Source organism: Psychrobacter sp. CX21 (assembly GCF_057396255.1).
Genome location: NZ_JBXYJG010000016.1, coordinates 22,185 through 35,137 on the forward strand (window position 1 = coordinate 22,185; position 12,953 = coordinate 35,137).

The 12,953-nt window shown below is 38.4% G+C and carries 11 protein-coding genes; 9 read left to right on the forward strand and 2 right to left on the reverse strand.

Annotated features, from left to right (window positions below; all coding sequences use genetic code 11):
- Positions 1–264 precede the first annotated feature (264 nt).
- Complete coding sequence (locus AC2SLP_RS09600) at positions 265–921, reverse strand: DUF411 domain-containing protein (RefSeq protein ID WP_486536454.1); 657 nt, start codon at positions 919–921, stop codon at positions 265–267.
- A gap of 177 nt (positions 922–1,098) precedes the next feature.
- On the opposite strand from AC2SLP_RS09600, the gene AC2SLP_RS09605 reads away from it, so the two are divergent.
- The 9 genes from AC2SLP_RS09605 to copM all read left to right on the forward strand — a co-directional run bounded on the left by AC2SLP_RS09605 (position 1,099) and on the right by copM (position 11,240).
- Positions 1,099–1,782: a heavy metal response regulator transcription factor gene (locus AC2SLP_RS09605; RefSeq protein WP_486536455.1), complete on the forward strand. Its 684-nt coding sequence runs from the start codon at positions 1,099–1,101 to the stop codon at positions 1,780–1,782.
- 67 nt (positions 1,783–1,849) lie between these two features.
- Positions 1,850–3,334: an ATP-binding protein gene (locus tag AC2SLP_RS09610; RefSeq protein ID WP_486536456.1), complete on the forward strand. Its 1,485-nt coding sequence runs from the start codon at positions 1,850–1,852 to the stop codon at positions 3,332–3,334.
- 199 nt (positions 3,335–3,533) lie between these two features.
- Positions 3,534–4,637, forward strand: a complete 1,104-nt coding sequence (gene otsB / locus AC2SLP_RS09615) for a trehalose-phosphatase (protein WP_486536457.1) — start codon at positions 3,534–3,536, stop codon at positions 4,635–4,637.
- Positions 4,634–6,415, forward strand: a complete 1,782-nt coding sequence (locus AC2SLP_RS09620) for an alpha,alpha-trehalose-phosphate synthase (UDP-forming) (RefSeq protein ID WP_486536458.1) — start codon at positions 4,634–4,636, stop codon at positions 6,413–6,415. Before otsB ends, AC2SLP_RS09620 begins: the two co-directional genes overlap by 4 nt.
- 210 nt (positions 6,416–6,625) lie before the next feature.
- Positions 6,626–7,801 carry an acyl-CoA dehydrogenase gene (locus tag AC2SLP_RS09625; RefSeq protein ID WP_486536459.1) on the forward strand — a complete coding sequence of 392 codons (1,176 nt, stop codon included), beginning with the start codon at positions 6,626–6,628 and terminating at the stop codon, positions 7,799–7,801.
- A gap of 126 nt (positions 7,802–7,927) precedes the next feature.
- Positions 7,928–8,761, forward strand: coding sequence for a PIG-L deacetylase family protein (locus tag AC2SLP_RS09630; protein ID WP_486536460.1), 834 nt, complete (start codon positions 7,928–7,930; stop codon positions 8,759–8,761).
- A complete protein-coding gene (locus AC2SLP_RS09635) occupies positions 8,748–9,554 on the forward strand; it encodes a class I SAM-dependent DNA methyltransferase (RefSeq protein ID WP_486536461.1) in 807 nt (268 codons plus the stop codon). The genes AC2SLP_RS09630 and AC2SLP_RS09635 overlap by 14 nt, the downstream gene beginning before the upstream one ends.
- A gap of 147 nt (positions 9,555–9,701) precedes the next feature.
- The gene (locus AC2SLP_RS09640) at positions 9,702–10,379 is read left to right on the forward strand and encodes a glycosyltransferase family 2 protein (protein WP_486536489.1); all 678 of its coding nucleotides are present in this window, start codon (positions 9,702–9,704) and stop codon (positions 10,377–10,379) included.
- A gap of 57 nt (positions 10,380–10,436) precedes the next feature.
- Positions 10,437–11,240 carry a CopM family metallochaperone gene (copM, locus tag AC2SLP_RS09645; protein WP_486536462.1) on the forward strand — a complete coding sequence of 268 codons (804 nt, stop codon included), beginning with the start codon at positions 10,437–10,439 and terminating at the stop codon, positions 11,238–11,240.
- A gap of 305 nt (positions 11,241–11,545) precedes the next feature.
- Here the strand turns inward: copM and AC2SLP_RS09650 are convergent, their stop codons facing one another.
- Complete coding sequence (locus AC2SLP_RS09650; protein ID WP_486536463.1) at positions 11,546–12,883, reverse strand: APC family permease; 1,338 nt, start codon at positions 12,881–12,883, stop codon at positions 11,546–11,548.
- Positions 12,884–12,953 lie beyond the last annotated feature (70 nt).

The window sequence follows — 12,953 nt, forward strand, 5'->3', positions numbered from 1 at the left end:
ACTATATAGGCTTGGGTTTCGCTAATATAAACGTGATCCCAGATGTGGTTATTAAATTACATCATGATGTACATGATTAAGGTTGAGGTCAGAATCATCATCGCAAACTTGGCATAATGATTCATGCCAGAGTGCTGGCTTTGTTAATGATTTGAATTAGTGTTATCCGAATGCGTATTATGCTGTGTGGGTTGCATGAGTGTCTCCAAGCTTAATTTAATTATCAGCGATGCAATATTGGATATAATATTTATGGTTTTAGTTTTATATTTGATCGTCTATTGATGTGACATTCTCATAAACCTCAGTTGATCCGTCTTTATTCATTTGTAAGATGTCATAAGGCATAAATTTGTCTTGATATTCCATACCAGGGCTACCTACTGGCATACCAGGTACGCTAAGTCCAATGGCGTCGCTGGGCGGATTGGTAAGAAATTCGGCAATGTATTTGGCAGGAATATGCCCCTCAAAGACATAGCCGTCTTCGGTCACTGTGGTGTGACAGGAGCGCATATTTTGAGGTACGCCGTAGCGGTCTTTAAATAGATTTAGCTGCTTAGGATGTTGTACGCTGACTGTCATACCCGCATCTTCGGCATGGTCAATCCATTTTCCACAGCATCCGCAATTTGGGTCTTTGTACACGGTGGCTGAGACATTCATTAGCCCTTTGTTTTCACTTATAGTTAAGTCACTGTTTGCTTTATTGAGTGTCAATGTGTCATCAATAGCAGTATTCATGTTTTGATTAGATGATTCAGCTTTAATACTATTGATTGTATCCACATTATCAGTAGCATTTGAAGCTACGCTTTCATCTTGACTACAAGCATATATAGACATGGACATCATTATTAGTGCTAATTGTCCTACTAGTTTTGTCTTATTGTTTGAAATACTTAAACCAAAACGCATCATAATTCACTCCAAAATGTTATTTGTTCTAGTATGTTAAGTACATTTTAAATTAAACCATCTGACTACGAGATGACAACAACATTACATTTTTGTCATCTACAACTCATTTATTAGGCAAACACTGACGATTGTCCTATTATATAAAGCATGTCACACATACATTAAGTTAAGGTATGCATGAAAATATTACTGGTAGAAGACGAAGCCAAACTTGCAGAATATATTGTTAAAGGACTGGGCGAGGCTGGGTTTGTCGTTGAGCATCAAGCAACAGGGTTGGATGGCTTTCATGCGCTGATGTCTGATGATTATAACGTAGTCATAATGGATGTTATGTTACCTGACATCAATGGATTTGAGATAGTCAAGCGTTACCGTGATGCAGGTTACTTTACGCCTGTTATGTTTTTGACTGCCAAAGATAATTTGGTGGATAGGGTCAATGGTATCGAGATTGGTGGGGACGATTATTTAACCAAACCTTTTGCCTTTGCAGAATTATTAGTACGTATTAAAAGCCTGCTACGACGGGCAAATCAGTCGGATTTTCAAAGCACTATAAAGGAGTTTGCTGACCTAAAAGTAGATTTAGCGAAGCATAGTGTACACCGCGGTAATACCGCCATAAAATTGACCGCCAAAGAGTTTTCATTATTACGATTTATGCTAGAGCGTCAAGGCGAAGTCTTGCCCCGTTCGGTAATTGCATCGCAAGTATGGGATATAAATTTTGATAGTGATACCAATGTGATTGATGTAGCGATTCGGCGTCTGCGTAAAAAGGTTGATGATGGGTTTGAGTCGAAGCTAATTCATACGGTACGAGGCATGGGGTATAAATTGGATAACGAGAATAACTAAAATAGGGTTTATTACACCCTTCATCTAACTCGTTTATCTACCCTCATTTAATAAGAATCCATGCACTATGAATACTAGAATATCCTTACTGTGGCGAACCGTTATATTACTCACCGTATTTGTGGTGATATCTCAAGTGATGGTTTATTTTTGGATTCAGCGTTCTGTCAAAAGCCATTTTGAGGTGATGGATGCAGAGATGTTAACCCACGCCGTATTCAATTTGCGAAAATCTAGTATAAATTCAGAAAACGTATTGCAAGACACCAATCAAGTTCATCGTCATAATGATGGGTTAGATTACACTATTAAAGTGTTTCAGTTTAATGGTAACGGTCAACTTATTACAGGTTCAAATACCAATTATAGTACCGATAAAAGTTCAGAGTTCGAGAATATAAATAGGGTTAATATTAATGAGCTGAAAAACCAGTATGGTGATAAGCAGTTTGAATTACAGTTAGGCGATAGACCGTATCGCAGTATCATTATTACTCTTAACAACAGTATATATCTACTGGCATTACCAATTGACGTGCACCATATCTATTTAAACCAATTCACCTTTGAATTAAAGATCATATTATTTATGATCACCTTATTATTAGTGTCAATAGCGGCTTTAAGTGTGTATTGGGGTTTCTCGCCTCTAACTACCTTTATTCAACGTATGAAAAGCATTAACTTACAACAACTTGGCGAACGGATAACAGTATCTGATATGCCTAGTGAGCTGAGGCTACTTGCTGAATCCTACAACATTATGATGCATGAGCTTGAGGACAATTTTAAATCACTTTCCCGGTTTTCAGATAATATTGTTCATGAGCTGCGCACGCCAATTGCTACTTTAACGACTCAAACTCAAGTTATGCTTAGTCAACCTAGAGAAGCTGAGGAATATATAGAGCAATTACATCACCAGCTTGAAACCTTACAGCAATTGTCTGGCATGATAAACAATATGTTAGTGCTGGCTAAAACTCAAAAGGGAATGAGCTCAGAGCTGTTAAAACTAATTAATATGCGAAGCTTAATCGGTCAACTTGTTGAGTATTATGAGTTGCTAGCAGAGGATAGGGATATTGTTTTATATAAGTCGGGTTTATTTATAGAAGGCTCGTCTGCTGAGTTGTCGTCTGTTAACGTTAAGGGTAATTATGGATTATTACAGCGGCTATTTTCTAATCTTATATCCAATGCCATTTATTATGCTAAGTCCAATAGTACCATTGAGATAGGCGCTAAGTTGTTTGAAGGTGGTGTTGAGAGAGTCAGTAATATTAATCATCTAAGCGATACGCTTAATACTCAACCTATGCTGATTGTGACGATTACTAATAAACTTGCCGAACCGATGACGCAAACTGAAGCAAATCGGTTATTTGAGCGGTTTCATCGTCATGATAAAACGAGTCAATACTATTCAGGTACTGGATTAGGACTGTCAATAGTTCAAGCTATTGCCAACGCGCACAACGGGGAGGTTAGCATTACCGTAAAAGACGAAGACTTTTTTGAAGTCGCTGTAAGTTTGTTAATTACAGGCTAGAACACGTCTTATAATCAGTTCAATTGATCCTTTCATTTCAGTTAAACATTCAAAATAATTAAAACATATTAATCCTATACTATTAGATACATTATCGTTATCGACTATGCCATAAGTAGCTGTCATTGTAGTAGAAACATACTTATATAATGTTCCTCAACATCCAATGAACAACAGCCTTACTAAAGGATTAACTGTGATGACAGATAACACATCATTTAATCATCATGCCAAGTTTGTAGATGAGCAGCAGTTCAAGAGTCTGTTGTTACGTTCTAATCACTATGCTCTATTTTTGGATATAGATGGTACCTTAGCGGAGTTCACGCTCGACCCTAAAGACAGTTTCATACCAAAGCAGACCCTAGATTTACTTAATAAGATTCTTAATATTGGTATACCTATAGCGGCTGTTACAGGGCGTAGTTTGGGTGAAGCACAGCAGATGCTTTCACCAATAGATGTGTGTATCGCTGCGACACATGGCTTAGAAATTAATTTTAAACAAGACGGTAATACCGAAAGTCACAATTCACTAAGTCTATTCAATGATACATTTATAAATGAGCTCAATGAGATCAAATCATTTATCAAAGAATCAATAAAGCGGTATCCTAGCTTAGCTTTTGAAGACAAGCCCTACTCTTGTGCCTTACACTATCGCAAACATCCTGAATTACAAAACGATGCTCATTCTATAATGAGAAAAACAGAAACTAAATTTACTAATTGGATGCTTCAAAAAGGTAAATATGTGTTTGAGATAGTCCCTAAAGGTATCAATAAAGGCTCAGCCATTTTGACACTGCTTGAAGAATTTAATGCTGACAAACTTAAAGCTGAAAACTCAACTATTCAAACATTAAAAAATGGGCGTAATAAGAATCCAGTCGCGGACGATTTTAACACTCAAAATCAATTAGCTGACCCACCGCTATGCCCAATATTCTTTGGTGATGATGTGACAGATGAAGCGGGGTTCAAAGCCATACATTCTTACACAGAGGCTTCAAATGCGATAACTATCAAAGTTGGGGATGAACCCACTCATGCCAGCTATTATGTTAAAGATATCAATCAAGTACAGAGATTATTGGCGACCTTTTTAGAATTTATAGAGGCTCAGCATTTTTCATCCAATCCATTAACATCCATTCAATTAACATCCAGTCATTTAACCCCTAATAATGAACGTATCGGCTGTGCGTCTGAGTCGATTACAATGTTTGATTCAGCGTCTAATTTATCTGCAAAATCGGCATCTAAACCTATGTCTAAACGGATATCGAAGTCTGATTTATGAGTCGTTTAATCGTATTATCGAACCGCGTTAAAATGCCACAAGATACACCGATGGCAGGCGGGTTGGCAGTTGCCCTTTGTGAAATTTTAAAACAAAGCTCAGGCATATGGATGGGATGGGACGGCGAGGTTATTGACGCTCCTACTCAAGTGAATAATAGGGATGATGTAGACAGATTTACATATAAATCTATTCGCTTAAGCGATGACTATTCAAAACGTGATTTAGTATGCGACTTAGAAAATGGCTTAGAAGGTGGCTTTGAACGTGACTTAGAACGTGGCTTTGAACGTGGCTTTGAACATGGCCTAGAAGGTCAGATAAATTACTTAACCACGCCTTTGACATCAAGTCAGTATCAGCATTATTACTGTGGCTATGCAAACAATGTGCTGTGGCCAATGTTGCATGAGCAGCCAGAACTAATCAAAGATGATCCAAAAGATTTTGAAACCTTTCAATCCGTTAACAAGCTATTTGCCAAAAAGCTATATTCAATTATTGAGCCTAATGATGTCATTTGGGTGCATGATTATCATTTTATGAGTGTGGCATATTACTGCCGTAAACTTGGTATGGATAATCGTATAGGATTTTTCTTACACATCCCTTTTGCCCCTTTAAAGTATTGGCTGTCGATTAAATCGAGCGACATTCTTATTAGTCATTTCGCACATTATGATGTGATAGGCACTCAAACTTTAGCTGACAAACGTAACTGTGCAGAAGTGATCAAGTATTTTACAAAGTCTGATGATACTTTAGCAAACGATGATAACTTAAAATATACAGATCAAACCCCAAATAAGCTAATCTTAAAGCTAGATTTAAAGTCTAATGATAAACATGCACATCATCTCATAATAGATACCTACCCTATAGGTATTAACGTCGGGAAAATAGAGCAGCAAGTCGCTCATATAAATACAGATACTTTAGATGATTTACAAACGAATGAATCTACATATGCGGATAAAAAGAGAAACTATCAGCAAATCATCGCTGTAGATCGAATTGATTATTCAAAAGGATTGGTTGAACGATTCGACAGCTTTCGCACTTTTTTTCAACATCATCCTGAATATGAACACCACTTACACCTATTGCAGATTGCGTGCCCTACCCGATTAGATCTGACTACGTATAGAGAGTTTTATCAAGATGTCAGATCTAGCGTTGTTAATATAAATAGATTTGATGTAGATAAACTTAATGTAAATAAACTTAAATTAGATAATTTTTATGTAAATAAATTTGAAGGTAATAAGCTCAATGATGACTCCAAAGAGCTTACCACCTGTTTAACAAATTATGAATATAAAACAAAGCTATTAAACTTAAAACCGCTTGATAGATTTAATATAAATTTAAAAAATACCATCACTAATTTGATGTTTCACTACGTTTGGCAACCAGTCGTCTATAACGAACACGTATATAGTCATGAGAAACTTATGTCATTATTTTGGCACAGTGATATATGTTGGGTAAATTCGCTTAAAGATGGTATGAACCTCGTTGCTAAAGAGTTTATAGCGGCTCAAAATCCTCAAAACCCTGGGGTTTTAATTCTATCTTGTTATGCAGGTGCCAGTCATCAAATGCATGAGGCAGTTATTATTGATCCGCTGGACATAACGAGCGTCATGGATGGGCTCAAAAAAGCAATATCAATGCCGCTGCTTGAGCGCAAACAGCAACATTCTAAGCTTTTAGAGGGTCTTAAGCAGCAGGATTTACAGTGGTGGCAAAACAGGTTTATGCACGATCTTCGTTAAGATATCTATAACTTAAATAAGAGAGACACTTAAGCTTTAGCCTGATTAAGTTTAATTGATTTAAAATGGCTCTATTAAAAATGGATTAATATAAAAGATCTATACGAATATACTCTATGTAAATTGTTATTCACCAACTTAATATTATTGATAATGCAATAATTAAGGGCAGTATAGAATAAATAAGCGTCGTTAATAAAGGAATGGGATATGCACATTTTTAATGTAGACAATCAATTGTTGGATGACATCAAAGCAGGTATAAAAGAACAATTTCCCAAAATTGAAAACATAGCCTCTCATCCTACACTACAAATTGATGAAAAAATGAGACGTGAGTTGTTAGATATTTTGATCTCTTATTCGTCCAAGATACCGCATCCCGCCAGTGGATTTATCTCTAATTCAAATAAAAATCTTAAAGTGTTAAGCAATGACAGTTCAACGAGCGCTTCAAGCCTTCATTCTAATACCCTTTATTCTCAAACCCTTTATTCTCAAACCCTTTGTTCTCAAACACTGCTTCGTTGGCAGATATTATCATATGTATCTGGTATCGATTTGACCCTGGCTAAGTGGTTTGAGTCTCATTTAGATGCGCTGAGTATTCTAGCTGAATTAAACTATGAACACTCTGCTACTGGCTTGTGGGCAGTATGGGCGGCAGATGGTCATTCGGAACCTATCGTTTATAACGATGGTATCATTGAGGGTAATAAAGCATGGTGCTCAGGGGCGCATATTGTTGACTATGGGTTAATGACATACCGTGATGAATCAGGACAGTCAAACTTAGTAATTGTCGATATGAGTCGAGACGGTATCGAGATGGATAATAACCGCTGGCAAGCGGTAGGCATGAAGGACACCGATACGGCCACCATTACGTTCAATAAAGTAATGGCTACCAAAGTGGGTCAACCCAATGACTATCTTGATAGAGTTGGATTTTGGCATGGTGCCGCAGGTGTAGCATCATGTTGGTACGGGGCCGCTATCAGTATTGCTAACTATTTAAGCACATCATTTCATCACAAACCCAACGATTACAAAGCCATGTATTTGGGTGACATTAGTACCGCAGTTGCCGTGTCACAATCTTATTTATATCACACTGCTTACTTAATAGACTCAAATAGCAAGGTAAATCATGAAAGACAAATTCGCCAATTAAGAGCCAATATTGAGTCATTGGCAACACTGATTTTAACCATAGTAGGTAAAGCTTTAGGTGCTGCTCCATTTTGTGGTCATGCGCATTTTGCCACTCTATCGGCTGATTTGAGTGTGTTTATCCGTCAAAGTCATGCTGCATTTGATCTCAAGCGTATTGCTGAATTGGTTAATGAGTCGATAGCAGAAGAACAAAATTTATGGAATCTATAAATCTAACGTCAAAAATGGCGTTGCAGAAAACTGATTCTAATACAGCATGTTTAATGCTGCTAAAAAGATGCAAGGTAGTCAAGTACTAGGCTTTGCTACAATTTTGCTATCTTTAGGGAGAGAATAATGTCTAACCTAGTAGACGATGCATCAACTAACGAACCTCATCGTATTCATCCTATTGTGGGCGATCGAGTTATTAAAGGTCAAGGTACTAGCCGGGAAGCATGGCAGAACTGGCAAGGTTTGAGTGATTTACCCCGACTAAACGTGGCAGATCATTTTATATCTGAAGATAACTCAAAGCCTCGCGTCTGTATTTTTGCACCCCATCCCGATGATGAAATATTGGGTTGTGGCGGCTTACTACAGCAGTTGGCAGCCAATGATATTCCAATTTTAATCGTATATGTCACTAATGGCACCCAAAGTCATCCCGATTCAAGCATTTACCCGCCGCATAAACTTAATGTTATAAGGCCGAATGAGAGTATGGCAGCCTTAGAAACATTAGGCATAGCATCTAAAGTAAAGACCTTATCTTTTGAGATTGAAGACGGTCAGGTACCTGACCAACAAGCGCTATTAAAACGAGAGTTAGACACAGTGGTGCAACCTCAAGATATTTTAGTAGCACCGTTTGCCCATGATGGTCATCCCGATCATGAAGTAACTGGGCAAACTGTGAGCGAATATGCAAAACAAAACGGGTTAAAATGCTATCAAGTGCTGATATGGGCTTGGCACTGGGCTAAGCCTAATGATGAGCGTATCCCTTGGCATAATGCTTATAGAGTTGATTTAGATACCCAACAAAACCTGCAAAAAGCTGATGCCATACTCTGTTTTAAAAGCCAGATCAGTACCGATGAAAGCACGGGCAATGCGCCGATATTATCTGCCCACACTATTGACCGAATTAATCAGCCTTGGGAAGTATATATTTATGATCAATCCTGATAAACAGAAAACCACATATCCTAAAAATTATTTTGATAAATTGTATAATAAAAACGATGACCCGTGGGAGTATCAAACGCGCTGGTATGAAGCGCGCAAGCGAGAAATATGTTTATCCTTACTGCCTAAACCTCATTATAACAATGCGCTTGAGTTAGGCTGCGGCAATGGGGTGTTTAGTAAGCTGCTTGCAGCACGTTGTCATTCATTAACAAGTATTGATGCCAATGCAAAAGCCATTGAGCTCGCTGAGGATAATTTAAAACAAATTTCGCACATAACACTCATTGAAGGTGTTATTCCTGATATTTTATTTAGTGCAAAATATATGAAGGATGGTTTAAATGAATATCTAAAAACTGATTTGGACAATGGCTTAAATAACCAATCATCAACCTATAGCGGCTCTTCATTCGATTTGATAGTGATCAGCGAGGTACTCTATTATTTGACAGCGAGCGATATAGATATCGTCATAGATTGGGTATTAAAGCATTTAGCGATAGGCGGTACCCTAATATGTTGTCACTGGCGCTATGATATAGATGGGTTTGAGATGACTGGTGAACTGGTACATCAACGTTTGTATGATGCCTATAATAACCATGAATTAACTAAGTCTGACAATTTAAAATCATTAGATAATTCATCGCAATCGCCTCACTCTAACCTTACCCCTCAATCAAATCATCAATTGACGCATCAGAGCCGGTTGCAAGATAAAGACTTCTTAGTTGATGTTTGGGTGAATACTTTAGAGACTGTCGCCATGCAAGAAGGGTTGACCAACTAGTTAGGGTATTAAATGACCTATCATGATATAAATTCAAATAGCAATAACAATAACAAACTATTGACACAGCCTTATGAATCTAAAGATGTGAATGTTCAAGTGCCTATTTTAGAAGCAACAGCTCTTACCCCACTCCTTGAGTCAGCTATTAAGATTGCCATAGTTATCCCAGCTCACAATGAAGCGAATACCATTAACGACTGTCTAGACGCTATTAAAATAGCCATTAAAGCGTTGCCCCCTACCATCCATGCTTATCCGATTGTGGTGCTTGACTCTTGTACCGATAATACACTTAATCTCGTCAAAGCTGCAGGAGTTGAGTATTTAACCTGTGAATATAAGTGTGTGGGAAAAGTCAGAGACGCTGGAATACGTCATGCAATTGAGTCTGATGCAACTTGGATATCATGTACCGATGCAGATTCCACCGTTGACAAAAATTGGCTATACCAGCAAATGGTGCATCATATTCAAGATAGTGCTGAGATGGTTTGCGGCGTGGTTTCGATAGATAAATGGGAGCACCTACATCCTCAAACCAAAATAAATTATTTAACTCATTATAATGACAGTATGAATCACCACCATATACACGGCGCTAACATAAGCTTTACTAGCGACGCCTATGTTAACGTGGGGGGTTTTGATACTTTAAAGTGTCATGAAGATGTGGCACTGGTCGAAAAATTTGAGACTCACGGCTATCAAATTATATGGACGAATAAAGTACGGGTCACGACAAGTAGTCGTTTACAAGTCAGAACCGAAGGCGGATTTGCAACCTTTTTAAATAATCTTGAAAGCGGAAGCTCACAACCTTGAAAATAAATTAAATAATACGATGTATATAGTGAGGGTTACGAAAATAAGGAGATAAAAATGAAAACTTATACCAACAAAACCATGATAACTAATAGGATTCAAAGCACTATACAAACCTCCACTACCAAAAAACTTGCAGTGGCGAGCTTGTGTTATACGGCGCTTTTATTAGGCGCATGTCAACCCAACACAGACAACGAACCCACTGTAGATACGACAAGCGATACAGACACAGCCACTGTAGACGACGTAGAGCCAAGTAGTCCTACTGCGAAAACGGTAGATATGGACCGTGATGACGATCATGATATGTCGGATATTAAAGCGACTACTGAATTTGGCGAAGAATACGTTGATAGCATGTATGATATGCATGAAGATATGATGGAGGGCATGCAGGCCAATGATGCCGATGTAGCATTTGTTAAAGGCATGCTCCCCCATCATGAAGGCGCAGTAGAGATGGCGGAAATACAATTAGAATACGGCAAAGATGAGACCATGCGCCAATTAGCGTCCAATATTATCAGAACGCAAAATGCTGAAATTGAGCAAATGGATAACTGGCTAGATAATCATCCTGATACCCCTGTTCAGGAATATACCGCTGAGATGCATCAAGCTTATAGCGATGGCATGAACGCTATGCATGGGGATATGATGGAGGGAATATTAGATCCTGATCCAGATATGGCCTTTGCTAAAGGCATGTTGCCGCATCACCGTGGTGCCATAGATATGGCCGAAGTTCAGCTTAAATATGGTAAAGACGATGACATGCTGAAACTGGCTCAAACTATTATCGATGCTCAAAATCAAGAAATCGAGTTAATGCAAAACTGGATCGATCAGCATTCGTAAAACTATTTTAATAATCGGTATAGTTAAATTACGATATTTCTGAAGGCATATTGGAGTGAAAATATTGTATGGTTGCTATCGCAAATCATTGATATATGATAGTTAAAACAATCCAACTCAACGAATTTTAGAATAAACTATACCAATCTAACAAAACCAACAATTGATGTTTTTATCAACGTATACTTTGATATAACTTGGACAATAAGTCTTTAGTCAATAAACAAAAAAACTCCGCTTTGTTGCGGAGTTTTTTTGTATTTTTAGAGCATAGGTACGGTTAAAGATACAAGTCAGTCACTTAACTACTTTAGTTTATTATTTTTTAGCCATTCTACATTGAGCTGTTTTACGGCATCAATTTCAGCATCCATATATTCCTGACTCTTACCAGGGTTTTTGTTTAAAGAATAAAGGTATAAAGCTAAGCCTAATATGATCCATCCAATAAAGATTAACCATTCAATGCCAGTTAACGCAGACGGCATACCTGGCATATAAAGTACTAATAATCCCAAACTTAGTATGATAGTTATAATACCTAACACTTTACCTGCAGGTACTTTAAATGGTCTTACCATATCAGGTTCGCGGTAGCGCAAGACTAAAAAGGAGATCGCAACACAGGTATAGGCAATAACAATACCAAAGCCACCTGCATCAACTATCCAAACAAGCATCTTGCGACCAAACAAAGGTGCGAGCGTAGCAAGTCCGCCGATTAGTAAAATGGCATTCACAGGCGTATTGTACTTTGGATGTAGCTTGGCCAAAAAGCTTGGTAACATATGCGACTTCGCCATTGCAAACATCAAACGGCTACCACCGACCAAAAATGCATTCCAGCTCGATAAAATACCTAACACGCCACCGATGACTAATAGTACCCCTGCCCACTTACCATTCCAAGCATTGGTCATGGCATCGGCAGTCGCTAATGTTGACTCTTTAGCTTCTGCAAGGGGTAAAGTACGTCCCACACTCCAAGCCACACCAGCATACCATGCTACGGCAACTATGAGAGATACTATCAAAAAGATACCAATCTTTGGACGGGTTAAATCAATTTCTTCAGCAGCCTGAGGAATAACATCAAATCCTACAAACATGAACGGAACCATAATTATAACGGCCATGATACCACCAGCACCGCCTATGAATGCAGGGGTTTGAGCGGCACTTTGATCAGGGCTATAAAGTATGGCACCTACAATAAGTAACGTACCCACACATAAAATACCGGTAACTGCTAGCTTTTGAAACCATGCACTCACCTTCACACCGCGTATATTAAGCCATGTCACAAGTATGGACCCAATCATACCTACAATAGCCCAAGAGGCATAAACATCCCATCCCGCAACATTCCAAAGTTTACCTTGATTAAAGTTAGGGATGAGATATTCGATTACTGTCGGTAACGCCACAGCTTCAAACGCCACAACTGACAGGTAACCAAATAAAATACTCCAAGAACATATAAAGGAAGCATGAACTCCTAATGCTCGATGCGTATAAGTGTGCTCACCGCCTGTGATGGGCATTGACGCAGCGAGCTCTGCATAAGTGATACCGATACAGATAACCGCCAAACCGCCAATTAAAAAAGCTAGGACTGCGCCCCATATTCCAGCAGACAGCACCCATCCACCTGCGAGAACTACCCATTCCCCAACCTACCATAGCGCCGAACGCTAAGGCCACAATATCGAC